This is a genomic window from Anaerostipes sp. PC18 (genome assembly GCF_039789045.1).
Classification (GTDB): domain Bacteria; phylum Bacillota; class Clostridia; order Lachnospirales; family Lachnospiraceae; genus Anaerostipes; species Anaerostipes hominis.
Genome location: NZ_CP121164.1, coordinates 744,128 through 771,049, shown reverse-complemented (window position 1 = coordinate 771,049; position 26,922 = coordinate 744,128). Strand labels below are relative to the sequence as shown.

Below are 26,922 nucleotides of genomic sequence, written 5' to 3'. Positions count from 1 at the left end.
CCTAAAATCCTGCTTTCATTAACATTTCCTCTGTAATGGCACTGGTTTTTTCATCATGCCCCAAATTCATCAGTTTCTCCACATATTTTCCGATCATATCATTTTCCAGATTCACCAGATCTCCAGTTTTTTTTGCTCCCAGTACCGTTTCCTTTAAGGTGTGGGGAATGACCGAAACCTGAAACCATTGGTCCCCGGTCTTTGCAATGGTCAGACTGATGCCGTCCAGGGCGATGGAACCTTTGCTGACACAGTACCGCATGATCTCTGACGGTGCCGCCACCGTAAACCAAACTGCATTGGCATCCTGTTCCACTGATGTGACCGTTCCGGTTCCATCCACATGGCCGGCAACCATATGTCCGCCAAAACGTCCTCCTGCTTTCATGGCCCGCTCTAAATTGACCGGATCTCCAGGCTTCAAGCTTTTCAGACTGCTCTTTTCAAAGGTCTCGTTCATCACATCCGCCAGAAACCCCTGTCCGTCAAATGTGACCGCGGTAAGGCATACACCGTTGACTGCAATACTGTCTCCTGTATGGATATCTTTCAGGACTTTGGATGCCCCGATCCTGACGGCTGAGGACTGCCCTCCTTTTTTTACTGACAGAACGGTGCCTATTTCTTCAATGATTCCTGTAAACACATTCTCACCTCGCTTCATATTCTAACAGCAGATCTTCGCCGAGCCTGGTAATCTCCGGGCCCTTTAAAAGTATCGCATCGCTGATTTTATCTATCCCTTTTCCTTCCACTGGTGACCTTGCCTGTCTTCCCCCGAAAAGCTTCGGTGCCACAAAAGCATACACTTTGTTTACCGATTTGGTCTGAATAACTGAATCGTTAATATCAGCTCCCCCCTCCACAAGGATACTATCGATCTTTTCTTTCCTCAGTGTCCTCAGAAGTTCCAGCAGATCCGTCTTTCCATCCTTCTCCGGACATATCAGCACCCGGCATCCCAAAGCCTCAAGCCTCTGCGCCTTTTCGTTTCTTTCACATGCCGCAATGATGGTCGGAATTACTTTGGCACTCTGAACAATTTTCGAACTTAAAGGGAGCCTGAGTCTGCTGTCGCAGATCACACGTGTCGGGTTGTTCCCGCCTATGATCCGGGCATTGAGCATCGGATCATCACTTAAGACCGTATCGATTCCCACGAGAATCGCTGCATACCGGTGTCTGAGAAACTGTACATGTTCCCTTGCCTCCCTTCCGGTAATCCATTTGGACTCTCCTGTCTTCACTGCAATTTTCCCATCCAGTGTCATTGCATATTTCAATGCTACATAAGGCGTATCGTGGGCAATGTAGTGGAAAAAGATTTCATTGATCTCTCTGCATTCCGCATCAAGTACTCCTGTTTCTGCCTCAATGCCATGCTCTCTTAAAATATCAATACCCTTACCGGAAACTTTTGGATTCGGATCAATATTTCCAACATAGACTTTCCTGATTCCACTTTTTATGACGGCCTCTGTACAAGGCGGTGTCTTTCCAAAATGGCAGCATGGCTCCAGGGTCACATAAAGTTCCGCACCTTTTGGGTCTTCCGTACAGTTCTTTAACGCATTCCTTTCTGCGTGCAGACCTCCGTATGTCTCATGGAATCCCTCTCCGATTATCCGCCCATCCTTTACGATGACAGCCCCCACCAACGGGTTTGGATTGGTATATCCTGTTCCTTTCCCGGCCAGTTCAATGGCCCTTCTCATATAAAGTTCCTGCAACTGGACAAACCTCCTTTCTCATGTGTGCAGCATCGCGGAACGCTTTGTATTTCATAGGAAAAACTCTCGCGTATAAGCGTGATAAGGTATTTCGCAAGAAATAAAAAAGCCCCAAAATCCTACAATACAGGACTTCAGGGCTTTCTTAAGCTAAAGTTCACTCATAGATAAACTGTCTAAACAAACAGCTAATATGAAAACAAAAAACTGAGATTTATAACAGCACGCCAAATACACCAAATGCATCTGACCTACGCTGTGCGTAAATCCCAGAGTTCTTTTATCACTATCTTCTTTCATCCAGACTATACCTGTCTGGCTTCGGAGTTTCACCGAATCATGCCTTGCGGCTCGTGGGCTGTACCACCGGTAGGAATTTCACCCTGCCCTGAAGATCCTATTCAATTTTTATACATTCCATTATAACCTATCATAAATCCTTGTCAAGACTTAAAAGAATGATATTCAGGCTATTTCATAATTTTTTCTTTCTTCTGTCAATTTGTATATTACTGTAAAACACTGAATTTTTCAAGTGGATTCGGTAAATAAAATCTTTGAAGAATATTCTAAATGGATGCCATTATGATCATTGTGAACACTGATTTTATTACGGAAAAAAATTAGAAACGATTGGATTGGTGAAAGGTAGTACGATCCATTCCAAAAACTTTGGAAAAGATAACGGACAGGGATTTAAGTCTCTTGTTGGTGGGGAGTTGAAATCTTATACAAAAATGATGAACGAAGCCAGAGATCTGGCAACGGAGCGTATGGTTGAAGAAGCCGAAGAACTTGGGGCTGACGCTGTAATCAATGTAAGATATTCCCCTTCTGCTGTTATGCAGGGAGCTGCTGAAATTATTGTTTATGGAACTGCTGTAAAATTCCTGTAAGATTCAAATAAACTACAAAAAGTCTATAGAGTATTCGACTTTTGAATAATTCTATAGACTTTCTGAGACTATGAAAAAAGTCTGTAAATAAGATTCTTCTATGATAATGAAGGGCGAAAGTCTTGAAAAACAGGCTTTTCGCCCTTACTTTATATATAACAGTTACAAAAAAAACATGTCAACAGCAGGCGGTAAATCCGCCCGTTTTAGGCCGTCTTTGAATTACTCTGGAAGTCGTCCCTCGTACATGATGCTTAACTCCCCATATACCTGTGCCCAGTTGCGCATCGTTACCGTCCATTTCTTTGTAGCCTCAAATGTCGCTAAATACAGCGCTTTCAACAGCGCCGTATCACTTGGGAATACGCTTCTCTGGCGGTTCAGCTTCCGATAGGTGGAATTCAGTGATTCTATGGCATTGGTTGTGTATATCACCTTCCTGACGGTTGCTGAAAACTTGAAGATGGGAGAAACAGCATCCCAGTTGTCCTTCCAGCGTTTCATCGAATTCGGATATTTGGGTGTCCATTTCTCTGTCACACGTTCAAGGGCTGCAAGGGCCTTCTTTTCATCCGATGCCTGGTAGATCGTCTTTAAATCTGCTGCAAACGCCTTCCTGTCTTTATCTGGAACATATTTTAAGGTATTTCTCACCTGGTGGACAATGCATCTCTGATATTCTGTTTTGGGGAATGCAGCAGCAATGGCCTCCTTTATGCCTGTAAGACCATCCGCACAGATGATAAGGATGTCCTTTACGCCCCGGTTTTTCAGCTCATTCAAAACAGACAGCCAGTATTTTGAGCTTTCATTCTCTCCAACATGAATCGTAAGTACCTCTTTCTTCCCTTCCGCATTGATCCCAAGAATGACATAGGCGGCAAGTTTACGGATCATTCCATTGTCACGGACAGAATAGTGGATGGCGTCAATATATAGGATTGGATAGACCTCATCCAGTGGCCGGTTTTGCCAATCTTCAATCTGGGGCAGGATCTTGTCTGTGACATCAGAGATAAATCCTTCCGAGGTTTCAACATAGATCTCCTCCATGGTTTCTGATATCTGCCGGGTCGTCATCCTTTTGCATACATGGAAATGATCTTTTGGTCAATATCAGAAATATCTTTCTGCCGTTTTTTCACCACTTGTGGTTCGAAAGTAGATTTCCGATCTTGTGGCACAGGGATCTGCATAGAACCATAACTGCTATTTACCTGTTTTGGTTTGTATCCATTCCGGTAATTCTCATTGTCGGAGCGTTCTGATTTTGCATATCCCAGATGATCATCCAGTTCCGCTTCCATCATTTCCTTGATGGTTCCGCCAAGGAGATCTTTCAGGGCATCTTGAATATCTTCCGCTGTTTGGATATGGTATTCCTCCAGGAGCTGATGGATGATGTTGCGTTTCCCTTCTGTCATTTGTACTTTGTGCACTGGTTTCTTTTCTCTTGCCATAATAAAAGGCCCTCCTATGATTTTTATTTTATCATAGAAGAACCTTCTAAGTTCTATTTTACAGAAAAAGTTTCACACACTCGACTTTCTCCATTTAAATTAATTAAACATTTTGTATATATTTTTTTGCAAGTTCTGTAATCTGTTTATAGTCTTCTTTCATAACTAATTCTTTATTTACCAGATTACCTCCTACTGCTACCATGTTATATCCGGCATCCAACAGAGATTTCATATTGTCTGCATTTACTCCTCCTACTGCAGCATATGGAATAAAATCACATGGTCCCTGAAGTGCTTTAATATAACTTTCACCAAAATTCCCTGCTGGGAAAATCTTTACAACATCTGCTCCTGCATTATATGCTGTTAAAACTTCTGTTGCCGTAAATGCTCCTGGCATTGATCCCTTGCCTAATTCCTTTGTCTTTTTAATAACTTCAACATCCATATTCGGAGAAATCATATATTCCGCACCCATTTCTGCTGCTTTTTCGACTTCTTCAGGACTTAGTACTGTTCCTGCTCCTAAGTAAATTTTATCTCCAAATGTATCATGTACTTTCTTTATTATTTTCAAAGTTTTATCATACGCTTCTTTGGATTTATGACTCAAAGGCAGTTCTACAGCATTAATTCCACCATCAATCAGTGCCTGAATCGTTGGGATGATATGGTCTTCATCTATCCCTCTTGCGATTGCCACAATTTTATGATCTAACAATTTACACATTTCATTTTCTCCCTCTTACCATTCAGCCATGGTTCCATCATAATTTCTCCATTTTGGATTTGTCCAGTGAAGTCCTTCTGCTGAAACCTCTTTCACCATATCCTCATCAATCTCCAGACCAAGTCCTGGTTTTTTAGGTATATCCACATAACCATCTTTATACTGAAAAACCTCTTTGTTCTTAATAAAATCAAGCAGATCGAATCCTTTATTATAATGAATTCCAAGGCTCTGCTCCTGAATAAATACATTAGGAGAGCAGACATCCACCTGTAATGTTGCTGCAAGAGCAATAGGTCCGTATGGTGCATGTGGTGCTGCTGCCATATCATATGCCTCTGCCATAGATACAATTTTTTTGGTTTCCAAAATTCCACCACACAATGCCACATCCGGTTGTATAATATCTACAGCCCCCTGCTGAAACAATCGTTTATACTCCCAGCGACTGACCAGTCTTTCCCCTGTTGCCAATGGTGTTGATACCTGATTTGCAATTGATTGGAAACTTTCTTCATTTTCCGGTAAAACTACTTCTTCAAAGAACATTAATTTATATGGTTCTAATTCATGTGCCAGTACTTTTGCCATTGGTTTGTGAACTCGTCCATGGAAATCTACAGCAATTCCAAAATCATTTCCTAAAACTTCTCTGATAGATGCGACCCTGTCTACAACTGCCTGAACTTTATCAAACATATCAACATAATGTAATTCTTCTGTAGCATTCATTTTTACAGCATCAAATCCCATTTTTTTTCTTTCTAATGCTGCTTTTGCCACATCGTCCGGACGATCTCCTCCAATCCATGAATATACTTTGATACGATCTCTGGCTTTTCCACCTAAAAATTCGTAGATTGGAATTCCATAATATTTTCCTTTAATATCCCATAATGCCATTTCAAATCCTGATACGATTGTACCGTTAATCGGTCCACCTCTAAAAAACGATTTATACATTTCCTGCCATAAACGTTCAATTTCAAAAGGATTCCTTCCCATCAGATATGCACCCATTTCTTTGGCTCCGGCTACTACTGTTTCCGTTTTGGTCCCTGAGATCATCTCACCCCAGCCTTCAATTCCTTCATCTGTACAAACCTTTACAAAAATCCATCTGGGCTTTACTTCATACACAACGACATCTGTAATTTTCATCAATAATCTCCTTTTCTTCCTGCCTTGTCTGCTCTGCGTTATTTAAAATCTGTATCTAGAAAATTCGCGCAATCAAAGATAGAATATAAGATAATAAATGAGTTCCCGCATCCTCTGTTGATACTAAAACTGCTTTTCCTAATTTATATCCACCAGCAACCGCTAATGATGTATGAACCGGTGCCAATGCTGTTGCAATTCCTAACATAATTGTTGTGAAAATAACACAAGAAATATATGCTCTTACTACATTTCCTTTACTAAAAGCTACTGGATATGCAGACAACCACATAGCCTGATATGCAATATCTGAAATTGGAAGTAATCTGTTAAATGGTAAAACCATTGCTAATACAATTGTTGTTGGAACCATTAAAATACCAACTGCAATACAACTGGGATTTGCAATCGTTAATGCTGCATCAATTCCTATATGGAAATTGTTTCCTTCAAATTTTTTATTTAATAGTTCTTTTACAGCATCTGCAAATGGAATTAATCCTTCCATTAAAACCTGCATCATTTTAGGAGTTAATAACATAGTTGCTGCTGTATACATTGCAACACTCATAACACCTGCTACATCATTTCCACCAAGAATTCCAAAAATAACTCCTAAAATCAATCCAATGATCAGAGGTTCTCCAAGAATACCAAATTTTTTTTGAATTGACTCAGGATCAGCTTTCAACTTATTTAATCCAGGAATTTTGTCATATAATTTATTTAATAAATAAGCTAATGGTGCCCAACTGATGCTGTTAGATGTTGGAAATGATACGCCTGGCAAACCAAACGCTTCTTCAACTACCGGCTGCGTCCAGTCTGCAAGTTTAAACGTAACTACCGCACAAACAGCACCACAGATTAATCCAACAATGACACTTCCTGATGCATAATAACAAATTGCTGCACAGAAAATAAAATGATTATAACTCCAGAAATCAACCATGACACAATTTGTTAATTTAAGAACTAACATTAAAATATTTAATCCTAATACTACAAATACTACAACTGCCGCCATTGGATATGCCCATGTCGCTGCTGCACGTGCAGGCCATCCCACATCCATAATATTTGTATGTAAGCCAAATGTTTTTACCATATTTTGCACACTTGGTCCAACCTGAGCAATAAATGCGTTAATAACCAAATTAACCCCACAAAATCCAACACCCGTTGTAATACAGCATTTAATCAGCTTACTAATCTGAACCCTTAAACAAATACCAATTACAAACATAATGATTGGCATCATACACATTGGTCCTAATCCGCAGATCCAGTTTAATGCATCAATAACTACCTGTAATTTCATATCTACTTTCCTCCTGTTTTTTTATTTTTTTAATATTTCAACAATTTTTTCAATTGTATCCTTTTCTCCAACCCCTGTTACAAAACATGTGCCAACTACTACCGGAACATCATCTGTTAATGTATCCTTCAAAGCCCCTGTTGGCACTATTACATCCGGACGTTCTTCCTTTACTTTCCCCTGAACTTCTGCAAATTTGCACTGGATAAATTTTGCACCAATCCCCGCATCCTGCATTGCCTGTTTTAATTTGTTAATTGCCATTGTTGAAGTAATCATTGATGATCCACAGCATACCATAATTTTTTTCATTTTCGTTTCCTCCTAATTAACCTTGGTAGTGTCAAGTTTCACTACCGTTTTTTATTGTTAAACCTTGAGTTTATGGGAGTTTGCAATAAAAAGAGCATTGACCTCCCTTTTTTGGTATAATATCCTCGACCAAAATTCCAAAATACCGAAAGGAGCCAATGCTCATGGACATTATACTTTATTTACTTCACTACATTCAATACCAACAGCGAATGATTCGCTATCTTTTTTCGTTTATCTGCAGATACATTCCTCTCCGGCAGTGGGCTTTTGATGATTCCCACTCTCCAAAGTACCAGAAATTCAAAACTGATGAGCTTCCTCTCATTACAGTTTTCCGTCAAGACTGGACTTATAAGGAGCTGATTCCTTACTTTGAAAAACGTTACGGTAAGAAAATCCGTCCCGTCAACCGCCGATCCGAGTGTGATATCCCAGATGAATACTGTTGCCCCCGCTGTGGAACACACTCGTTCCAAAAAAGAACCGCAAGCACTTCATCATCCATAAATGTGTAAACCCCAAGTGCCCTTACTATCTTCACAATCTTCGTAACGTTGATAAAAAAGATCTGAATGAGGACTATGGCAAGAATAAATACAAACTCCACTACATCTACCGTGAATTCACGATAGATTTTTTTCGCATGGATTTAAACTCTTTACCAAAGAATGCATCTTCCCTGAAATTCAGCAAGTTCGATTCCAACACAATGGCTCTGTGCCTGACTCTCCACATAAATCTTGGATTATCTCTCAGAAAAACATCTCAGGCCTTAAAAGATTTGTACAATATCTCCATCTCCCATCAGCAGATAGCTAATTACTGTAGAACGGCCGCTATCTGCGTTAAACCTTTTGTCGATAACTACGATTATGGCTCCGGCAGTGTCTTCACTGCTGATGAAACCTACATCAAAATCCGTGGTATCAAGACTTACATCTGTTTCATCATGGATGCTGCCAAACGTTCCATCATCGGCTATCAGGTATCTGACAACCGCGGGGTCGGCCCATGTATTCTCGCCATGAGAATGGCTTTTCGTCACTTAAACGTGGAATAATGGAGCAAAGCTCCGTTATTCCGCGAAAGTCACTTGACATAAGGTTCTCGGATTATCCTGTCTGTGCAGAAAACTATCTTAACCTTTGATAATTGAAATAACTTCCTCTGGTGATTCTGCATTTACAATACGTTCCATTTTTTCAGAATTTGAAAAAATTGCCATAATATCTTGCAAAATCTCTATTTGTTTTCCGTCTTTTCCTAGTGCGATATTAAATACTACTTTTACATGGACAAAAGAATCATCATCCATCCGCTTAAATTCGATTGGTTCATCAAGAACTGCAATCGCTACCGTCGAAGCAAGTACATGTTCCGGCGAAACATGAGGAATTGCAACTTCCCACTCTTCAAATTTAAGTCCTGTTGGGTATTCCTTTTCTCGCTCTAAAACTGCATCATAAAAACTTTCTTTTATCCTTCCATTTTGCAACAGTTTTTCATATAACCTCCAGATAACATCTTCTTTTCTGTCAGCTTTTACATGAACTAGTGTACATTCTGGAAATAACATATCTTCTAACTGCATTTTTGTCCCTTTCTTTTACTAGTCACTTCCACTTAAAAACCTTTGTGGATTCTTAATCAACATCTTCCAAAAGTCTTCTTCTGAAATATGCTTTAACAGCGTATTCTTTAAATCTGTTAATATGTATTTGAGTCCCGGCGTTCCTCCATATGCTAAAAGGTAATCCATCTTTCCCATGTCCCCTGATAATACAACATGATCGGCAAATCCATCTTCTACTAAATCTGTAATCATACGAACACAAAATGCATCTTTATCACTTAAACATCTTCCTACATGATCAATGCAGATTGTTGCACCTCTTTTACACAGTTCCTTTGCATAATCAATATCATGTTTACTATCAATATGTCCTAACAAAACTTCTTCTGGAAATACACCATAATGTTCTAACATGTCTAACTGTTCAATTCCCATCGTTCCTTTATCGCAATGGGTACTTATCGGAATTCCAGTATCCCGATGAATTTTTGCAACAATCTCTATGGATTTTTCTTCCTGCTTCGTAATGGTTTCAAAACTTGTTCCCATTTTTATAACTCCCGGTTGTATCAATGTTCCATCCATACCATTGTTAATTTCATCTACAACCAGATCATATAATTCTGAAAGTTTCTTTTCCTTAAACCATGGTGGCATAAACAATTCTTTATGAAACCCTGTACAACATACAACATATATCCCTGCTTCTTTAGCAATCCTTTGGTATGCCAAAACATCTCTTCCATAATATATCGGAGTCATTTCCACAATTGTTTTTCCTCCGGCATTTGCAAATGATTCTGCTTCTTTGAAAGATGCTTTCTCATCTTTCAAAGTATATAGGATATATTGATCTTCTGAAATTTGTGGTTGAACAATCAAATGTTCATGAGCATAAACTGTTCCCAACTGTTCAGCATCCACGAATCCTGATACTGTCATTACCTGACTTTTTCCCATCGCAGCACCTCCTTTATTGTTTTAAATAAAAAACGTTGTATATCTAAAACACATTACATCTTTAACATGTTTTAAATATACAACGTTTCAAAATCAGACACCACAACAGGAATGTCCGTTATCATTACGGACATCCCAACATCCCAAACTATCAATTAAGGACATGTTAACAATTGCCGTAATTCATTATTTCCTTTTTTGTTATTTACATTTCAATTTGAGACAACAAATTTACAAAAGCCGTAAAGTTTCGTTCTTTAATTAATTGTAATACCGCTTTTTCATTTGCAATAAATTCTGAGATTAATTGCAAGAAATTAGTTAAATCTCTTTGCTCATCTTCTGCAACCGTCATTAAAATCACTACCTGCACTTCTTGTCTTGTCCATTGGATTGGATGATCTAACACTGCTATACAGGCAAAACTTATACTAGATGTTGTTTCGTACGGATGTGGAAGTGCTACATGTTTTGCAAGATCAGTTCCTGCAATTTCCTCTCTCCTTAAAAGACCCTCATAAAAATCTGTTGGAATTCCATATTTCTCAGGTATTCTCTGACATATTTCAAATAGAACTTCCTCTTTTGTTTCCCCTTTTATATTATCATAGAATAACTCTTCATTATACACATCTGCAATTGTATTTGAAGCCTTAAATTTCAAAATAGAGCTGATCTTATCAACTTCTTCGTCTTCTAAGAAAGCAGAAATTCCTAATACCGGTTTCGGTAAAACCCTGTTAATCTCCACGGTTGTAAAAATATAATCCACTTTTGAAAAATCAAAAGAATCCAAATTATACATCTCACATGTGTACACTTCATCCACATATTTCTTAAATTTCTTCTTATATTGATACGCCAATAATTTCGATGTACTCATATTGGTTGCACAAATAACTAGAATATTATATTTTTTCTTTTTATCCTTTTCCTGTTCAATAAATAATGCAAAAATACTGGTTATATATGCAATTTCATTTTCTGGAATTTCATGAAAATATGTTTTTTTCAATGGTATGACTGCCTGCGATGCAACATTATATGCAAAAAAGTATTTTTTCTTTGTTGCATCTGCAAATGGATTCTTGGCAATGATGCCATATCTCATTCGTATATCCATAGGAATTAAGAAAATGATCAAATCATATAACAATGTAAGATTTTGACGCATATCTAAATGCATCATATCGTATACACACTCTAACATCTGCGTTGCCTGTTTTCTTGCCTGATTGATAACTCCTGATTCCACTTCTCCTTCTAATACATTATAATCGCTTCTTGCCGCAATATTAATAGCAATATAATACACTTCAGAATCTGGAAGATTAATAACAAAACTCTTATTTATCTCCTCTATAATCTTCTGTGCAACATCAATACATGGTTTATAAATTCTATTAACTACTTCATTTTTGCTAACTGTAATTTTATAATGTTCTTCATATCGTACCTTTGAAATATAAATACAATACATCATTTCTTGAATCATAGATTTTGACAAAACTACTTTTTGATTCTGAATATTATTTAAAAGAATCTCTAAAATTATTTTCAATTCTCGTGTTTTTTCTTCTGAGATTCTCTTCGTCCATTGATTATCTTTAAACTGAGATATCATACAATTACGAATATCAAACTCAATTCCCTGTACATGCAATCCATAATTTGGTCGTCGAATCAATGTTATATGATAATTTTTTAAAATATCTTCAACATTTCTTAAATCGTTTGTGATTGTTGATCTGGATACATACAACATCTCACTCAAATCATCAATTCGAACAAATTTATGCTGTTTCAATAAATAATCCAGCAGCCATTCTTCCCTTTCTTTTGAATTATTCGGAATATCTGTTTTCAACAAAAATGCATCGTCATTTATCAATTTCTGATATTTATTCTTATCATTAATAATCAAATGATACCCTTTTCTTGTTTTAGCCTCAATTTCCACCCCATATTCATCTACAGAATCACGCATTTTAGCTATAGTTGTTCTAACTGTCTTCTCATTCAAATCCAAAATTTTAGCAAGTTCTGAGGCTGTGACATACTTCTTGTCAGATAATTCTATAATAATTTTTTTCATTCTGTAATCTAACATAACCACATCTCTCTTCACAAAGGTATTTTTAACTATTTTTTTATTATAACAATTCCTAAAAAAGATGACAATTAGCAATCTGTATTTCCACTTGAAAATTATGTTTGCAAAAAAGGTACTGAATTCCTCTTTTCTCTGAATTGGAATCCAGTACCTTCTTTTTATTTATTGTATTTTATATATTATTGTTGTAATTATCATAAGTATAGTGTTTGAAGACTAGATGTCTTAAAATTATAATAATGATTTATAAAGTGCAATAATATACTCTACGCTCGCATCTTTTGGATTTCCTGGTGCGCATGCGTCTGCATAAGCGGATTCTGCTAAAAACTGTACATCTTCTTCTTTCACGAATTCTTTTAAATCTGCTGGTATTCCGACATCTGCTGATAATTTTATCACTGCATCAACGGCTGCTTTTCTGTATTCTTTCTGTGTCATATCTTCAACACCTTCAACACCCATTGCTTTTGCAATATATTTGTATTTGTCTCCTGTTGCATCTGCGTTATATTCCATAGCTGTTGGAAGAAGGACCGCATTTGCTACTCCGTGTGGTATGTCATAAACTGCACCTAATGCATGAGCCATAGAATGTACGATTCCAAGTCCTACGTTTGAGAATCCCATTCCTGCAATGTACTGTCCCATTGCCATTCCTTCTCTTCCTTCTGGTGTATTTTCAACAGCTCCTCTTAAGTTTTCAGAGATCAGTTTGATCAGTTCGATCGCTTTGATATGGAACATATCTGTCATTTCCCATGCAGCTTTTGTTGTATATCCTTCGATGGCATGTGTTAATGCATCCATACCTGTTGCTGCTGTTGCGATTTCCTGGATTGCTCCTGCTCCGTGATAAGATGTTCCATTTAATACGATACGCAATTTTTTAACTATTTCCGTTATAAAATTGTTCAAGTAGCAATACAAGTTACACATTTGGTAAAATATAAATAATGTTACATTTCGTTAAAAGTGTAACACCTTATCTTTTCTAAATATCTTTAAATAAATTGTAAATCTTCGGTGGCATCGCATTGATCTACGATCTGTTTTACCGTGATCTTATTTACCGGGGTATGTACGAGTAATTCTTTCATATATAATCTTATTTTACATTATTTTTGATATTTTATAAAGACAAATGATTTCCTTACACATCTGTGCACAAAGCTGACTTACGTCCATTTTGTAATTGATATTTTATTTCTGCGCTTTTCCTGCACTTCCGCAAACTTTTATTTTGCTCATAACATATTTTTTTACTTCTTCACGGCCTGCTGCGCTATATTTCTTAGGATCAATAGTATCAGTATCTGCAGTAAAAACACCCTTTACTCCTTTTGTAAATGCAATACGGAGATCGGTAGCATAATTTACTTTACAGATACCACGTTTAATACACTCTTTTACCGCTTCGTCCGGCACACCGCTTGTTCCGTGAAGAACGAGCGGAATCTCTACAACATCTCTGATCCGGCTTAAGATGTCAAACTGAAGCTTTGGTTCTCCCTTATAAACACCGTGGGCTGTACCAATCCCCACTGCGAGAAAATCAACCCCTGTTCTCTCTGCAAATTCCTTCGCTTCCTGTGGATCTGTATATGGATTATCATCTCCGCCGTCTAAATCATCTTCTTTCCCCCCAACCTTCCCAAGCTCAGCCTCTACCGGAACTTCGGATGGATGGCAGGCATTTGCGACTGCCCTGCTGACAGTCATATTAACTTCAAATGCCTCATGGGAACCATCGATCATGATGGAAGTATAACCCGCTCTGAGTGCCTGCATCGCAAGTTCAAAGCTATTGCCATGATCTAAATGCATCACTACAGGAACCGATGTCCTCTCTGCCGCTGTTTTAACATTTGCAAGATAATAATCAAGTCCCGCATATTTTACTGTAGACGGAGTTGTCTGCATAATAACCGGTGACTGTAATTCCTCTGCAGCTTCTGCAACTGCCTGTACCATTTCCATATTTTCTACATTGAATGCACCGACTGCGTATCCGCCGGCCTGTGCTTTCAGTAATATTTCTTTCGATGTTGTTAACATAACTTTCCCTTTCCGGATATTATAATTTGATTATCTTAACGTTCTGGCTGATCTCGTCTCTCTTTGCAGGATCAAATGTCCCTGTATTGGATGAGAGCGCGTTGGCAGATGCAACTGCCACTGCGAATTTCAGGGCATCTTCCGGCTCCATATTTCTCTCCAATGCGACTGCAAACGCTCCAACCATAGAGTCTCCGCATCCTACCGTATTTACCACTTCTATTCTCGGCGGTTTACCCTGATAAATGCCTTTTTTGCATACGAGTAAAGCCCCTTCGCCTCCAAGAGAAATTACTACATATGGGATCCCCTTTTCGTAGATTTTTTGAGCATATCCTATGACATCTTCCTGGCTGCGGACTTTGATATCAAAAAGCATTTCTATCTCATCTTTATTAGGTTTTACCATAGTTGGCAGGCTCTCAAGACCTCTCTTTAAATATTCTCCGCTGGTATCTAAGATCACTTTTCTTCCCAGCTTCTTAACGATCCGGATCATTTTTTGATAGATATCCCTGCCCATTCCCCTGGGAGCACTTCCTGAAATGGTCACAACATCACTGTTCCGGATGATCCCGGGAAATCTTTCTAAAAATGAAGTTTCTTCTTCCGCTGTAACTTCACACCCGCCTTCCAGATATTCGGTAGAACCATATCCGGGATCTAAAATGTTAATGCAGCTTCTCGTTTCGCCATTGATATGCTCAAATTCATAGGAAATTCCATCTGCGTCCAGAAGTGATTCTAAATATTGACCGTTATATCCTCCCACAAAACCGGCGGCTTTTGTATCAGAACCGCAAAGTTTGACCACCCTTGCCACATTCAGCCCCTTTCCGCCGGCACTGTTATGTGTCTCTGCTACTCGCATTACCGTACCGTTCTCAATTTTTTGGGTCATATGATAGGCTTTATCAATGGAAGCATTTAACGTTACAGTTGTAATCATGCTCTTCCCCTCCCATCATTACAGACTTTTTAAATATTTCACTCCCGCGGCGGCATCTGCCACAAGTCCGTCAATATCATCTGCTGCTTTGATCGTTCTCCAAAGGGATACACTCTTAGCACTTGCGGACGTATCGAGAACGAATGGTTCCATTACCAAAGGTCCTTCAAAACCGATCTCTCTGATCGTTTCTGCAATAGCTACCCAGTCAATATTGGTCTTTCTCTCTCCGGCAGGAATCTTACGGTTGCTTTCTCCAATATGGAGATAGCCCAGATATCCCTTTTCATAGGCCGTACGGATGGCATCCGGAATATAATCTTCTTCAATGTTCATATGAAACGTATCTAAAAGAAGCTTACAATAGTCATTGCCAATTGCTTCGCAGATTGCAATCCCTTCTCCTGCAGTATTCGCTGTATACTGTTCAAAACGGTTTACAATTTCCAAACAAATTGTTACGCCGACTTTTTGGGCATGTTTTGCAACTTCGGTTAATCCTTTGACTGCGTTTGCTGTACGGACCTTCTTGATTTCTGTAATATTTTCTCCTTCCGGACGTGTATTCCACAAACCATACGGGATACCGGAAAAAAGTTTTGCGCCCATCTCCACACAAAGATCCAACATATGACATAAATGTTTGATGCCTGCTTGATGGGATTCTTTATCCGAACTGGAAACATCTCTTTCCGGTCTGAGTCCAGTCCCGTTGATCGTCACTGAAAGCCCTGCATCTTTTATATATTTACTAAGTTTCCCTCTGTCTTGTGCCGTCAAAGGAACAAAATCGCCTGCTTTCAGTTCAATGGTATCCATATTGGCTTTTTTTGTTAAGTCAATTATTTTATAAATATCCAATTCAGGAGTTGTTCCATTCCAATATGCTGTTTGTAACCCGATATTATTCTGCATTTCTATTCTCCTTGTTTTTCTGAAATAGAGTTTCGCTTGCGAAACTCTCGCACTGCGTGCGGTCGCTCTGGCGACATTGTTCCCCTGTGCACGCAATTGCATCCCCCGGAGGGTTTTTTATTCTATAGGAATCATTCCTTTATCACTTTGTTGTAACAATGTCTTTCCTATAGAATGAAAGATTTCTGTCACAAGCTACTCCAGACTTGCGTGTCTCTTTGCCATATCGTCATTACTTCCCGGCTTTTCCCGGCTTATTTCCAATACTGCCGCATCAAACACTATGAGCAGCATCTGTTCGAACAAACTGCCCAGAGGCTGGATGCTTGTGTCAGACACAGCAAATTTTGTTGCAGATTCAATTGTGATATTCGGTGTCTGGATCTTTTTCAAGGTCGATTCCGCTGCTGAAGAAATGACGACTAAATCTGCACCCTGATTCTTTGCCGACTGTGCCGTCATACAAACACTGCCTGTTTCTCCTGAAGCAGAAGCCACGATCAGCAAATCTCCCTTTTCTACAGACGGTGTTGTGGTTTCTCCCACTACATATGCATCCAGGCCAATCTGCATTAGTCTCATAGCAAGGGCTTTTAACATTAATCCTGATCTTCCGGTCCCATAAACAAAGATCCGTTTATGAGACTTAATCTTCTGGATCAGATCTGAAATCTGATATTCAGGAATTCTGTCAGCTGATTGTTCTAATTCTTTTATAATTACTTTCGTTCCCAAAATACCACCTTCTTTACATGATTTCTTCCGGATATAACAGAACTTTTCCGAATCCCTTTGGATCGGCAATGATCTTTTCAAACATCTCCGGGCCTTTGCTTAAATTCACTTTATGCGTAACCATTCCAAGAACATCCACCTTTTTGTTTCCGATATATTCTACCGCATTGTTCCATTCCTCTCCCGGATATGGAGCAGAAATGGTACACCAGGAACCGATGATATTTAATTCGTTTCTCATAATTCTTTCAAAATAAAATCTTGGAACCGGAACATCCGCATATGGAATTCCCATGTATACAACCTCCCCGCCCTTTTTCGGCAGCCCGAGCACTCTTGCAGCAGTAAAAGGATTTCCTGCTGATTCAATGGCCAGATCCACGCCATTTCCATATTTTCTGATCTCATCATGGAAATCGATATCAGCAGAATTAATTAGCACATCAGCGCCAAAATCCTCAGCAGCCTGTAATTGCGCATCATCGATGTCAATGGCAAACACTTTCTTTGCCCCAAATGCTTTGGCCCATTGGATTGCCATCAGTCCAATATTTCCACATCCCACAACGGCAACTTCATATCCCATTTTAATGTTTGTCTGATATAATCCGTGAATCGCAACCGTTGCCGGTTCTACCAATGCACCCTGCTCAAAGGTCATACCTTCCACCATCTTGACAAGATTGACGGCCGGCATTTTAATGTATTCTGCAAATGCACCCGGAACATATGCTCCAATGGTATTTAAAGATTCACATCTTGATGGATATCCGCTTTTGCAGTACTCACATTCATGACAAACCAGGTTTGGGCATCCTACCACCCGGTCACCGACTTTTAATTCTGTAACGGCAGGACCGGCCTCTACAACCTCTCCTGAAAATTCGTGCCCCCAGACATTCCCTTTTACATAAGGTCCCAGATTGCGGTATCTTGCGATATCCGAACCACAAATTCCGCCTACTTTCACTTTTACAATAACATCATCGTCTTTTTCAATTTTAGGATCAGGAACCTCTTCATATCTTAAATCCTGTACATCATAAAATGTTAAAGCTTTCATCCTCTCACTGCCTTTCTTAAAGCCTCTGTATTCTCTTTAATATTTTTGAATAAATATCCCCCGGATACAAAAACATTTGCTCCTGCTTCATAACATGGTTTTATTGTCTTTTGATCAATACTTCCGTCTACTTCAATATCAATATTCCGGTCTCCGATCATTGCCCGGACATTCTTAATTTTCTTCACGGTTGAACTCAGGAAATGCTGTCCGCCTTCCCCGGGATTTACACTCATCAGAAGGATCATATCTACATCATCCAATAAATATTTAATAGTCTCTTCCGGCGTCCCTGGACTCAGCACGATGCCGGCCTTGATGCCCCGGTTACGGATTTTATGCAGACAGCTTAACACCCTTGCGGTCGACTCCTGATGGATCGTTATGATATCTGCCCCTGCGTCAGCAATGCTGTCAATATGTACTTCCGGATGTTCGATCATTAAATGAACATCCAGCGGAATGTCGGTCATTGATTTCAGTGCCTTAATGTGATCTGCTCCAAATGCCATCCGCTCCACAAAATGTCCGTCCATCACGTCCACATGGAGCAGTTCTGTCTGACTGTCTTCTAATTCTTTGATCTGGTTTTTTAATTCTCCTAAGTCTGCTGCAAAGATGGATGGAGATAGTTTTATTTTTCTCACGGTCAAACCTCTTTCTTTTATCTCTTCAGACGCCTTATGATCATGCTTCACTGTCAATTAAAATCTTTCCTTTTACTGCTCCCCGGGTCTTGAACATCTCAAATCCTTCTGCGATCCTGGAAAGCGGAAGCTTCTTATAGATCAGGGATTCTTCCCCCTTTAATTGTCCTGTTGCAAAATAGTGTGCCGCACACTCCCACTCATGTCCCGGAAACGGAGCAGAATAAGATAGCCAGGACCCTGTCATAGTGAACTCTTTACGGTTCATGTTCTCCCATTCTTTCACAGTAAAGGTTAATTCTCTTGTAGGTTTTCCGATATAGCAGATTCCAGCCTTATTTGCCGCCAGTTCATATGCCATCTTCATTGTCACAGTACTTCCTGCCGTTTCAAAAATATAATCGTAGCCTTTTTGATCCGTCAGTTCCATGGCCTTTTCCATAAAACCTTCTTTTAAGGTATTTACGCCATCGGCTGCTCCCAACTGTTTTGCCAGTTCAATTTTTTCATCGTCAATATCAAATACAACAGTCTTTGCAGATCCGAAAATATTTGCCCACTGCATGACAAGCAGTCCGATCGTTCCTCCGCCCAGCACAGCAACAGTCTTTCCTCCCTCATATGGAAGACACTCTAATCCATGGAGCGCAACTGCCGCCGGTTCAAACAGCGCTCCTTGTTCAAAGGATACTGTATCCTTAAAAGGAACCACGTTTTGCTCCGGAAGACAGATATATTCTGCATAGCTTCCTGCTTGTCTTGTCCCGATAAAACTATAGTCTTTACAGAGTGCATAATCACCTTTCATACAGTCTTCACATTTCATGCACGGGACCAATGGAGCTCCGGCGACCCGCTGGCCTTTCTTTACCTTTGTCACTCCATCTCCCACAGCTTCCACAATCCCTGAGAACTCATGTCCGAGAATGATCGGATAGAAGTGGGCTCCGTCTTCATTTACCCGGGGTACATCTGAACCGCAGATCCCGGAATATTTTACTTTTACAAGCACTTCCCCGGCTTTTGGCTCCGGGGTCTGTACTTCCTCATATCTTATGTCATCTCTTGCGAGTAAAACTCCTGCTTTCATCTATAACCACCTGATCCTTTCACATATTCGGGCTTTTATAACTCTTCTGAAATCGTTTTAAGCAATTCTTCAACTTTCTTTTTTGATGCTTCCTTATTCAGTCCGGAGACAAGCCCAAACACACTGAGATGCGGCTTTTCAAGCGGATTTCGGTAATTGGCAGTAGTAAAAACTACATCTACGTCTTTTTGTTTGATGGGAACTTCTGCAATCGTCCCTTTCACCAATCTGATCTTCACCCCTGCATTTTTTGCAATCTCTTTGATTTCTTCCTGGGCAATGGTTGACGTTGCCACACCGCTGCCGCATGCTACTAATACTTTCACTTCTTTTGCCATAATTCTTCTCCTTTACTGTGATTAATTATGATCCTAATTTTTCCTGAAGATAAGCCTCCGTTTCTTTATTTGAAAGTTTTTTACATTTTAATAAGACTTCCGGATCATTCAAAAATGCCATCATTTTTTGCAGCACTGCTAAGTGTTCATTGGCATCTTTGATCGCCAGATTGAAAATCATATCTGTTTTCACTTCTTCTGTATCATCGTCCAGTCGTTTGAAGGTTACCGGACAGTTGAGTTTCAGCAGACAGATTGCGTTCTGTGTAATCCCTTCATCTTTTACATGAGGAATGGCTGTTGGAATTTCTGTAGGAAGCCCTGTTGGGAAATCTTTTTCACGTTGGGCACAAAGAACTCCAAAATTTTTTTCAACAATACCTGCTTTATATAAGGCATCTCCACATAATTTAATTGCTTCTTCACTATTAGCTGCTGTCCCGTGAATTACCAAATATCTAGTTTTCATTTAGAGCCCCCTCATACGAACATCGCCATAATTCTATGAATAATTGATACAACTACATTGCCGGGATTCCATCCAAAATGAGATGCCGTGACACTTTTTCCAAAATCTACATTCGTAACAGACATCATGCTTGTGGCTTCCGGAATAAACATATTCGCCAAAAACAGAGTTATGTACATCAAAATAGTCATTGCAATCAGTGAGCGAAATAGATTTCCCTTGCTGCTCAAAACGACCATAGGTGCCAAATAACAGATCTCAGCTAATAATCCAAGTGGAAAGAATCTCATATCCGGTACAAGAAATACAAGCAGTATGGTAATCGGAATCATAATCGCAGTACATGTAATACAAGTTGGATCACCTAAACCAAGTGCAATATCCATACCAATATAAATATCTGCATCTTCTCCGATTTTTTTATGCATATATTCATTTGCGGACTGTCCCAGCGGAGATAATCCTTCCATCATGATGGATACCATTCTTGGGATCAATACCATAGCTGCCGCAACACCCATTGCCATTGTGAGAGTTTCTCCAGGACTTTGCTTTGTAATGATTGCAAGAAAAGCTCCTACTACAACACCAATGATTGCAGGATCGCCAAACACTCCAAGCTTTTGTCCCACCTTATCCATATTTATATCAATCTTGTTAAGTCCCGGAATTTTGTCTATGATCTTATTTAATCCGTAGCCGATCGGATAAGCCCATGCTACGAAAGACAGGCATGTACATGTTGTCCCTTCCAGTCCAAAAAATTCCTGCCAGGGTTTCGCAGTCCACTGAGCAAAAAACAGAACAATAATACCGCAGACAAAAGCAACTAAAAATCCAATGACAGCATTTCCAAACAAAGCATATGCGAGTGCTCCCGGCACAAGAAAATGCATGAAATTCCAGATATCAACATTTAATACCTTTGTAACCTTTAAGCGGACTAAAATGATATTGACAAGGATAATTGACGGAATTACAAGAACTGCAAATGGTGTGGTCCATGATGCTGCACCCAGTGCTGCAAATCCAACTTCCAATGTGTCATATCCTGATCCTAATTTTTCATAATATTCCATCGCCGGTGTCACTGAAGTAATCAGTAAATTTACCGCTAAACAAAGCCCCTGAAAACCAATCCCTACCAATAAGCCGGCTTTAATCGCCCGTCCTGCTTTCATGCCAAAGAAAACAGCTAATATTGCGATTACGACCGGAAGCAGAACACTTGCCCCCAAATTTACAAATCCCTGAAAAAACTTTAATAGTATTTCCATATGTACCTCCACTTTTTACTTTAGTATTTGTGTTGCTGAGATCTGCCGGCCGGCTTCCCATCTCTCATTTACAAATACATAGTATCATGCATATAAAATCAAAAACAGTGAAAGGTATTTCCCCTTCCGGGAAAAATTTTAGTTTGGTCGAATCCATTTCCGGACCTGGAAATAAAATAAATTGGTCGAATTTATTTCCTCTCCCAGAAATAAATCCGACCAATGCTTTTTTGTTATTTAAACACTGCTGTGTTCATATGTTTCAATCATTCTTGCAATCTCCTCAGAGCTCTTTGCCTCATGCAGAAGCCGCCTGTACTCGTCATCCCTCAGCATATTTACGAGACTGAAAAATGCCTTTAAATAACTCTTATGATCAATGGCGCTCAGACAGCATACAAACTCTATGGGGTCCAGTCCTTCGACCCCGAACGGCACGGGATTCTTTAGACGGATGAAATACATACCAAGGCGGATGCTGCCTTCCTCTACTTTCGCATGCGGCATGGCAAATCCTTCCGACAACACAACATAGGAACCATATTCCTCGATGCTGTGGATCATTGCATCTATATATCTTGGTTCAATATAGCCTCGTTCTACAAGTTTCTCACCAGACTTGCGCACTGCATCTTTCCAGTCTTCACACTCTACATCCACCTCAATGTTTGCTGCGGGCAGCAAATGATGCAGATATGGGGACAAGATCTCCGCCTCACTCTCTACAGACTGTTTAAAATACCCCCGCACCACTCCGCGGAGTTCCTTCATAAACTCCTTTGCTCTATCTTCCGGCTCAATCATTCTGTATACAAGGGGACGGACCTCGTCGATCAGGCCCTTCGCACTTAACCCATCTTCCTCCATTCTGACCGGAAGATTTCTGCCGTTTCTCAGCGCATCAATTCTGTTTCCCACACGTATGTAGTCTGCATCATTGAAGGCTACCGATACTACAACATACTCTAACGAACAGCCTTCCAGCGGAACTGTAGAAATCACAAAATCAGCTGAATTGGGTTCAATACTCATTGCTTCATGGGCAGAGACTACATCCACAACCCGGAATTTAAAATGTCTTTTCAGCTTTTCCAGTAATAGTCTGGATGTTCCGATGCCTGCATGACAGGCTACGATCACACGAAAAGCCACTTCCTTATTCTTCTTTCGTTCAATCGCCGCACACACATGAATCGCAATATACTTTATTTCTATTTCATTTAATTTGCGCTCTGTATATTGGTAGATAACAAACATCTGGTTTATGACCGCCTCAAGTACATCCTGATTATCTTCCAGCACCTCATTTATCACATTAACTTCCTGGTAATCGATCGGCGGTGCAGAAAATATGGATTCCAGGTGATTGGACAGATTCTCAAAAAACTCATAATCTGTATTCAGATCTATTCCCAATTCCGAGGAAATACCGGCAATATATTGTCTTGTGATCATTTGGATAATCACTGTATTCTTATTAATTGTGTTATGTTTCATATACCGCACGCCGTCCAGGAAGCTGCTGAAACACTTTATATCATCCTCTGTTGTAACAACATCGCAGTACTGAGAGATATATTTTAATGTATCCAGGGCAAACATATAATTCTCACTGTTTTCATCCGGCTGCGTCTCCAAAAATTCGCCCGACTGATTGCGATTTATCATAATCCTTAAATAGAGAACAATCTCCTGAAAGGAACTGTCATCCAGATATTTCTTATAGCGTTGTTCCTGTTCCCCCAGGATCTTTTGTATTACACTGGAGTCACCTGCCTGTACACTGACATGTTCAGCAACTACATTTTTATGGTTCTCATAAATAGACACAGACGGACGAAGCAGATTCAAAAGAAATTTTCTCTTTTCGCTCTCCGGACCTTCTATACGAAGTCCCTTATTGGCGTGAGAGATCACCTTCAAGTTCCCTTCCTTTATAAATGCCTTGATATCTTTCAGGTCGTTGATTACCGTTGCCCTGCTCACAAATAAATGGTCGGCGATGGTTGCAAGGGTAATGTAATCGTTAGAATTTACGATCATAGCAGATGCTGCCTGTTTCCGTTCTTCCCTGGATAATTTATAGCTGTAGAAGTCCCCTTCGAGCAATAATGACAGAGATTCCTTAAAATTCTCCGGCGGATTGATCCTGCCCCCGCTGTTTATCACAACTTCCTCCCGCTGGTTTTGACCCAGGATTGTATTGATTTCCTTCAGATCATTGCGGATGGTTTTCTGAGACACCTGAAAATATTCTGCAAATCCTGAGACTGTAATCTCATCCTTCTCTTTACTTAATAACTGCACAATCTCAGTGCTCCGCTGGTTCATTCTAATTACCTCCAATTATTTATCTGGCAAAACAGTAACAATCTATTTCATTGTATCCTAATGGAATAGATTAAAAAAGAATGAATTTCTTCTTAAGTATAGAAATTTTTTATATCATCTGCATGGTACTGCCCCCTGCTCTCAATATCATCAAATTCACTGACAGAATCTTTCCACACATTTGTTGTTCCTAATTCCTGTCCCTGATAAATAAAAGGGGTTCCCCTCAAAAAGAAATACATGCCGGCCATCCGGTCTTCTGAATCTCTTCCTGGCTTTTAAACAGTAACTCTCTGAATTCTTCTGCTGTCCATGCTTTTCTTTTATACCATTTCTCATCTTTCCCTTCCAGATCGAAATTTGTATAACTGAAATCAAACATCATAGAAAAGCATCCCTGCTCCCCGATATAATCCCCAAGCGATGAATATGGTACATCTACGGCCTCCGAGACAGTGATACAGTCTAATGGGTCAAATACTTCGTTTTTAAGTTCTCCCAAAAAAACTTCAATCCCTTTTACATTCCTTGTATACGGAAAACAGCCGGACAGTCCATCCTTTCCATCCACCACCGTATCATTTCATACAGTTCTTTTCTCATGTCTTCATTTTCCCAGTTAAGATCCGGCTGTCTTTTTGAAAAAGAATGAAAATAATACTCCTCCGCTCCCTCAACGGGCTCCCATACCGATCCCCCGAAAACAGACCTTAAATTGCTCGGAGGGCGCCCCTCCCGGGATTTCTTAAATATATAATAATCCCTGTATCTGCTTTTTTGATCCCTCAGCGCATTCTGAAACCACAGATGTTCATCCGATGTATGGTTGAGTACCAGATCCATCATTATTTTCATCCCCCTGATCCCCGCCTCATATATGAGTTTTTCCAAATCCTCCATCGGTGAAGCATAGACCGGACAGATCCACAGCACAGTCACTCCCAGATCATTAAGATAATCAAGACGCTTTAGAATCCCTCTTAAATCTCCGATCCCATCCCCGTTACCGTCGCAAAAACTTTTAGGATATACCTGATATACGATCTCTTGCTTCCCTTTCTGACTGTCCATAACCTACACCTTTCCTGAATAAAAGAATTGCTCCCATTGAAAAAACAATGTAAAATAAAAGAGTGACATTTTTCATATGATAGGAGTGATTTTTTGAATACGAACAACGAAACAGCCCTTGGAACCATGCCTGTGGGCAAATTACTGTTCCAGCTGGCTGTTCCCACCATTGCCGCCCAAATCATAAACGCGCTGTATAATATGGTGGACCGCATTTACATCGGCCGTCTTCCGGGAGGAGAAGGGCCTCTTGCCATTGCAGGGCTTGGAATTGCTTTTCCGATCATTATGATTATCTCTGCATTTGCCTCCATGATCGGTATGGGAGGAAGTCCCAGAGTCTCAATAAAAATGGGACAGCAGGATTATGACGGGGCAGAAAAGATTCTTGGGAATGCCGTCACGGCTTTGATTGCTCTGGCCGTTCCCCTTACCCTGTTTTTTTACCTTGCAAAAGAACCCCTGCTTTCCATATTTGGAGCGACAGACAATATACTGCCTTATGCCAATGACTATCTGAGCATCTATCTGCTCGGCTCCATTTTCGTCATGTTTTCTCTCGGCCTGAACAGCTTTATCACCTGCCAGGGATTTGCCAGGACCAGTATGCTCACAGTGCTGATCGGGGCTGTCTTAAATATCGTGCTGGACCCAATCTTTATTTTTGTAATGGGTCTCGGTGTCAAGGGCTCCGCCTTAGCCACCGTCATTTCCCAGGGTATCTCTGCGGCCTGGGTCCTCGGTTTTTTAACCGGAAAGAAAACGGATCTGAAGATCCGCCGTAAAAATCTCAGGCTGGAAGCAAAAGTTCTTCTCCCTGTCATCGCCCTGGGAATCGCGCCGTTTATTATGCAGTCCACGGAAAGTCTGGTACAGATCACATTAAATTCAGGAATGAAACGCTACGGCGGTGCCAGCGCAGACTCCCTGGTCTCCGTCACGACCATTGCCATAAGCGCCATGCAGTTTCTATCCATGCCCGCCCTTGGACTCGCCCAGGGTGCACAGCCGATCATCAGCTTTAATTATGGAAGCCGGAATATGGACCGGGTAAAAAAGGCCTTTCGGCTGTTATTTGTTATCACTGTGGCCTACACCTTTGGAATCTGGGCCCTCTCCATGGCAGTTCCCCAGATCTATATATATCTGTTTTCCAGCGGTGAGGCGGCCAGGCAGCTTTCTGTGCTCGGCAGACCCATGATCCGCATTTTCATGGGAGGCTTTCTGTTTATCGGGGCACAGTACGCCTGCCAGAATACTTTTATGGCACTGGGCAGGGCAAAAATTTCTCTTGTTATGGCCCTTCTGAGGAAAATCATCCTGCTGATCCCTCTGGCCTTGATCCTGCCGTTATTTCTTGGCACAACGGGAATCTTCACCGCAGAACCGATTGCAGATATTCTGGCCTCTGCCGTCACCACCGGAGTTTTTTATTTTACGTCAAAAAAACTGCTCGTGTATACTCCCGGAGAATCTGAACAGGGCAACCCTGCGGAGGAGGAAATGAAAGCTTAGTTTCTTAAAATCAAGAGGGACTGCTCGATAAGCATCCCTCCTGATATTCATATGGACTTTCCCCGTCACTTCCCGGAGTATCCTGCCGGCAATCTCCCGTATCTTCATTCCTTTTGTATCGAAATTTTTTTACTACACTCCACCAGCAATAAAAAAACCCGGGTCCTGAATTCACATTTACAGGAAATCGGGTTTTCTTCGG

24 protein-coding genes, 4 pseudogenes and 1 riboswitch are annotated in these 26,922 nt (G+C 40.2%); of the genes and pseudogenes, 3 read left to right on the top strand and 25 right to left on the bottom strand.

The annotated features are described in order from the left end of the window. Position 1 precedes the first annotated feature (1 nt). Both ribE and ribD read right to left on the bottom strand, forming a co-directional pair. Entirely contained in the window at positions 2–646 is a 645-nt protein-coding gene (gene ribE, locus P8F77_RS04205; protein ID WP_024728392.1) for a riboflavin synthase, read from the bottom strand. A gap of 4 nt (positions 647–650) precedes the next feature. Further along, the gene (gene ribD, locus P8F77_RS04200) at positions 651–1,715 is read right to left on the bottom strand and encodes a bifunctional diaminohydroxyphosphoribosylaminopyrimidine deaminase/5-amino-6-(5-phosphoribosylamino)uracil reductase RibD (RefSeq protein WP_034550001.1); all 1,065 of its coding nucleotides are present in this window, start codon (positions 1,713–1,715) and stop codon (positions 651–653) included. A 299-nt stretch (positions 1,716–2,014) separates the two neighbouring features. Next, positions 2,015–2,130: riboswitch (FMN riboswitch) on the bottom strand. Between the two features lie 185 nt (positions 2,131–2,315). On the opposite strand from ribD, the pseudogene P8F77_RS04195 reads away from it, so the two are divergent. Then, positions 2,316–2,626: pseudogene (locus P8F77_RS04195) on the top strand (YbjQ family protein). 222 nt (positions 2,627–2,848) lie between these two features. Here P8F77_RS04195 and P8F77_RS04190 read toward each other — a convergent pair. The 5 genes and pseudogenes from P8F77_RS04190 to P8F77_RS04170 form a co-directional block, all read right to left on the bottom strand. After that, a pseudogene (locus P8F77_RS04190) lies at positions 2,849–4,086 on the bottom strand (IS256 family transposase). A 103-nt stretch (positions 4,087–4,189) separates the two neighbouring features. Then, positions 4,190–4,819: a bifunctional 4-hydroxy-2-oxoglutarate aldolase/2-dehydro-3-deoxy-phosphogluconate aldolase gene (locus P8F77_RS04185; RefSeq protein ID WP_024728394.1), complete on the bottom strand. Its 630-nt coding sequence runs from the start codon at positions 4,817–4,819 to the stop codon at positions 4,190–4,192. 15 nt (positions 4,820–4,834) lie between these two features. Next, the gene (gene dgoD, locus P8F77_RS04180; RefSeq protein ID WP_024728395.1) at positions 4,835–5,980 is read right to left on the bottom strand and encodes a galactonate dehydratase; all 1,146 of its coding nucleotides are present in this window, start codon (positions 5,978–5,980) and stop codon (positions 4,835–4,837) included. Positions 5,981–6,035: 55 nt separating this feature from the next. Then, complete coding sequence (locus P8F77_RS04175) at positions 6,036–7,301, bottom strand: PTS transporter subunit IIC (RefSeq protein ID WP_024728396.1); 1,266 nt, start codon at positions 7,299–7,301, stop codon at positions 6,036–6,038. Positions 7,302–7,322: 21 nt separating this feature from the next. Continuing rightward, the gene (locus tag P8F77_RS04170; RefSeq protein ID WP_024728397.1) at positions 7,323–7,613 is read right to left on the bottom strand and encodes a PTS lactose transporter subunit IIB; all 291 of its coding nucleotides are present in this window, start codon (positions 7,611–7,613) and stop codon (positions 7,323–7,325) included. A gap of 164 nt (positions 7,614–7,777) precedes the next feature. Between P8F77_RS04170 and P8F77_RS04165 the strand changes: the two are divergent. Continuing rightward, positions 7,778–8,658: pseudogene (locus tag P8F77_RS04165) on the top strand (transposase); the annotation flags it as partial. A gap of 96 nt (positions 8,659–8,754) precedes the next feature. Here P8F77_RS04165 and P8F77_RS04160 read toward each other — a convergent pair. The 18 genes and pseudogenes from P8F77_RS04160 to P8F77_RS04075 all read right to left on the bottom strand — a co-directional run bounded on the left by P8F77_RS04160 (position 8,755) and on the right by P8F77_RS04075 (position 25,205). Then, positions 8,755–9,207, bottom strand: coding sequence for a PTS sugar transporter subunit IIA (locus tag P8F77_RS04160; RefSeq protein ID WP_024728400.1), 453 nt, complete (start codon positions 9,205–9,207; stop codon positions 8,755–8,757). Between the two features lie 18 nt (positions 9,208–9,225). Beyond that, a complete protein-coding gene (locus tag P8F77_RS04155; protein WP_024728401.1) occupies positions 9,226–10,149 on the bottom strand; it encodes a hypothetical protein in 924 nt (307 codons plus the stop codon). Between the two features lie 205 nt (positions 10,150–10,354). Then, a complete protein-coding gene (locus P8F77_RS04150; protein WP_024728402.1) occupies positions 10,355–12,259 on the bottom strand; it encodes a BglG family transcription antiterminator in 1,905 nt (634 codons plus the stop codon). Between the two features lie 234 nt (positions 12,260–12,493). Then, positions 12,494–13,180 (bottom strand): annotated as a pseudogene (locus P8F77_RS04145) (iron-containing alcohol dehydrogenase); the annotation flags it as partial. Between the two features lie 285 nt (positions 13,181–13,465). Beyond that, on the bottom strand, positions 13,466–14,320 hold the full coding sequence (gene fba / locus P8F77_RS04140) for a class II fructose-1,6-bisphosphate aldolase (RefSeq protein WP_095142933.1): 855 nt from the start codon (positions 14,318–14,320) through the stop codon (positions 13,466–13,468). 19 nt (positions 14,321–14,339) lie between these two features. Next, positions 14,340–15,269, bottom strand: a complete 930-nt coding sequence (gene pfkB / locus P8F77_RS04135) for a 1-phosphofructokinase (protein WP_024728405.1) — start codon at positions 15,267–15,269, stop codon at positions 14,340–14,342. 18 nt (positions 15,270–15,287) lie between these two features. Beyond that, positions 15,288–16,184, bottom strand: a complete 897-nt coding sequence (locus tag P8F77_RS04130; protein WP_024728406.1) for a sugar phosphate isomerase/epimerase family protein — start codon at positions 16,182–16,184, stop codon at positions 15,288–15,290. Between the two features lie 195 nt (positions 16,185–16,379). Continuing rightward, on the bottom strand, positions 16,380–16,919 hold the full coding sequence (gene hxlB, locus P8F77_RS04125) for a 6-phospho-3-hexuloisomerase (RefSeq protein WP_024728407.1): 540 nt from the start codon (positions 16,917–16,919) through the stop codon (positions 16,380–16,382). A gap of 13 nt (positions 16,920–16,932) precedes the next feature. Continuing rightward, positions 16,933–17,982: a galactitol-1-phosphate 5-dehydrogenase gene (locus P8F77_RS04120; RefSeq protein ID WP_024728408.1), complete on the bottom strand. Its 1,050-nt coding sequence runs from the start codon at positions 17,980–17,982 to the stop codon at positions 16,933–16,935. Further along, positions 17,979–18,629 (bottom strand): ribulose-phosphate 3-epimerase, encoded by a 651-nt coding sequence (gene rpe / locus P8F77_RS04115; RefSeq protein WP_081723885.1) that lies wholly within the window; start codon positions 18,627–18,629, stop codon positions 17,979–17,981. The genes P8F77_RS04120 and rpe overlap by 4 nt, the downstream gene beginning before the upstream one ends. A 40-nt stretch (positions 18,630–18,669) precedes the next feature. Beyond that, the gene (locus tag P8F77_RS04110) at positions 18,670–19,719 is read right to left on the bottom strand and encodes a galactitol-1-phosphate 5-dehydrogenase (RefSeq protein ID WP_024728410.1); all 1,050 of its coding nucleotides are present in this window, start codon (positions 19,717–19,719) and stop codon (positions 18,670–18,672) included. A gap of 35 nt (positions 19,720–19,754) precedes the next feature. After that, positions 19,755–20,057, bottom strand: a complete 303-nt coding sequence (locus tag P8F77_RS04105; protein WP_024728411.1) for a PTS sugar transporter subunit IIB — start codon at positions 20,055–20,057, stop codon at positions 19,755–19,757. Between the two features lie 25 nt (positions 20,058–20,082). Next, entirely contained in the window at positions 20,083–20,526 is a 444-nt protein-coding gene (locus tag P8F77_RS04100; protein ID WP_024728412.1) for a PTS sugar transporter subunit IIA, read from the bottom strand. Positions 20,527–20,537: 11 nt separating this feature from the next. After that, positions 20,538–21,803, bottom strand: a complete 1,266-nt coding sequence (locus P8F77_RS04095) for a PTS transporter subunit IIC (protein ID WP_024728413.1) — start codon at positions 21,801–21,803, stop codon at positions 20,538–20,540. A gap of 237 nt (positions 21,804–22,040) precedes the next feature. Next, complete coding sequence (locus tag P8F77_RS04090; protein ID WP_024728414.1) at positions 22,041–24,134, bottom strand: PTS sugar transporter subunit IIA; 2,094 nt, start codon at positions 24,132–24,134, stop codon at positions 22,041–22,043. Between the two features lie 92 nt (positions 24,135–24,226). Further along, positions 24,227–24,376: an alpha-amylase family glycosyl hydrolase gene (locus P8F77_RS04085; protein ID WP_235824593.1), complete on the bottom strand. Its 150-nt coding sequence runs from the start codon at positions 24,374–24,376 to the stop codon at positions 24,227–24,229. Continuing rightward, the gene (locus tag P8F77_RS04080) at positions 24,361–24,636 is read right to left on the bottom strand and encodes a hypothetical protein (protein ID WP_235824592.1); all 276 of its coding nucleotides are present in this window, start codon (positions 24,634–24,636) and stop codon (positions 24,361–24,363) included. The genes P8F77_RS04085 and P8F77_RS04080 overlap by 16 nt, the downstream gene beginning before the upstream one ends. Positions 24,637–24,653: 17 nt before the next feature. Next, the gene (locus P8F77_RS04075) at positions 24,654–25,205 is read right to left on the bottom strand and encodes an alpha-amylase family glycosyl hydrolase (protein WP_024728416.1); all 552 of its coding nucleotides are present in this window, start codon (positions 25,203–25,205) and stop codon (positions 24,654–24,656) included. 93 nt (positions 25,206–25,298) lie between these two features. On the opposite strand from P8F77_RS04075, the gene P8F77_RS04070 reads away from it, so the two are divergent. Next, positions 25,299–26,720 (top strand): MATE family efflux transporter, encoded by a 1,422-nt coding sequence (locus P8F77_RS04070; RefSeq protein ID WP_024728417.1) that lies wholly within the window; start codon positions 25,299–25,301, stop codon positions 26,718–26,720. Positions 26,721–26,922: the final 202 nt, after the last annotated feature.

What these genes read in the sequence shown, in the direction of transcription:
- ribD (WP_034550001.1), bottom strand. Translation starts at nt 1,715, where the DNA reads ATGAGAAGGGCCATTGAACTGGCCGGGAAAGGAACAGGATATACCAAT.
- P8F77_RS04185 (WP_024728394.1), bottom strand. Translation starts at nt 4,819, where the DNA reads ATGTGTAAATTGTTAGATCATAAAATTGTGGCAATCGCAAGAGGGATA.
- dgoD (WP_024728395.1), bottom strand. Translation starts at nt 5,980, where the DNA reads ATGAAAATTACAGATGTCGTTGTGTATGAAGTAAAGCCCAGATGGATT.
- P8F77_RS04175 (WP_024728396.1), bottom strand. Translation starts at nt 7,301, where the DNA reads ATGAAATTACAGGTAGTTATTGATGCATTAAACTGGATCTGCGGATTA.
- P8F77_RS04170 (WP_024728397.1), bottom strand. Translation starts at nt 7,613, where the DNA reads ATGAAAAAAATTATGGTATGCTGTGGATCATCAATGATTACTTCAACA.
- P8F77_RS04160 (WP_024728400.1), bottom strand. Translation starts at nt 9,207, where the DNA reads ATGCAGTTAGAAGATATGTTATTTCCAGAATGTACACTAGTTCATGTA.
- P8F77_RS04155 (WP_024728401.1), bottom strand. Translation starts at nt 10,149, where the DNA reads ATGGGAAAAAGTCAGGTAATGACAGTATCAGGATTCGTGGATGCTGAA.
- P8F77_RS04150 (WP_024728402.1), bottom strand. Translation starts at nt 12,259, where the DNA reads ATGTTAGATTACAGAATGAAAAAAATTATTATAGAATTATCTGACAAG.
- fba (WP_095142933.1), bottom strand. Translation starts at nt 14,320, where the DNA reads ATGTTAACAACATCGAAAGAAATATTACTGAAAGCACAGGCCGGCGGA.
- pfkB (WP_024728405.1), bottom strand. Translation starts at nt 15,269, where the DNA reads ATGATTACAACTGTAACGTTAAATGCTTCCATTGATAAAGCCTATCAT.
- P8F77_RS04130 (WP_024728406.1), bottom strand. Translation starts at nt 16,184, where the DNA reads ATGCAGAATAATATCGGGTTACAAACAGCATATTGGAATGGAACAACT.
- P8F77_RS04120 (WP_024728408.1), bottom strand. Translation starts at nt 17,982, where the DNA reads ATGAAAGCTTTAACATTTTATGATGTACAGGATTTAAGATATGAAGAG.
- P8F77_RS04110 (WP_024728410.1), bottom strand. Translation starts at nt 19,719, where the DNA reads ATGAAAGCAGGAGTTTTACTCGCAAGAGATGACATAAGATATGAGGAA.
- P8F77_RS04105 (WP_024728411.1), bottom strand. Translation starts at nt 20,057, where the DNA reads ATGGCAAAAGAAGTGAAAGTATTAGTAGCATGCGGCAGCGGTGTGGCA.
- P8F77_RS04100 (WP_024728412.1), bottom strand. Translation starts at nt 20,526, where the DNA reads ATGAAAACTAGATATTTGGTAATTCACGGGACAGCAGCTAATAGTGAA.
- P8F77_RS04095 (WP_024728413.1), bottom strand. Translation starts at nt 21,803, where the DNA reads ATGGAAATACTATTAAAGTTTTTTCAGGGATTTGTAAATTTGGGGGCA.
- P8F77_RS04090 (WP_024728414.1), bottom strand. Translation starts at nt 24,134, where the DNA reads ATGAACCAGCGGAGCACTGAGATTGTGCAGTTATTAAGTAAAGAGAAG.
- P8F77_RS04085 (WP_235824593.1), bottom strand. Translation starts at nt 24,376, where the DNA reads ATGTATTTCTTTTTGAGGGGAACCCCTTTTATTTATCAGGGACAGGAA.
- P8F77_RS04075 (WP_024728416.1), bottom strand. Translation starts at nt 25,205, where the DNA reads ATGGACAGTCAGAAAGGGAAGCAAGAGATCGTATATCAGGTATATCCT.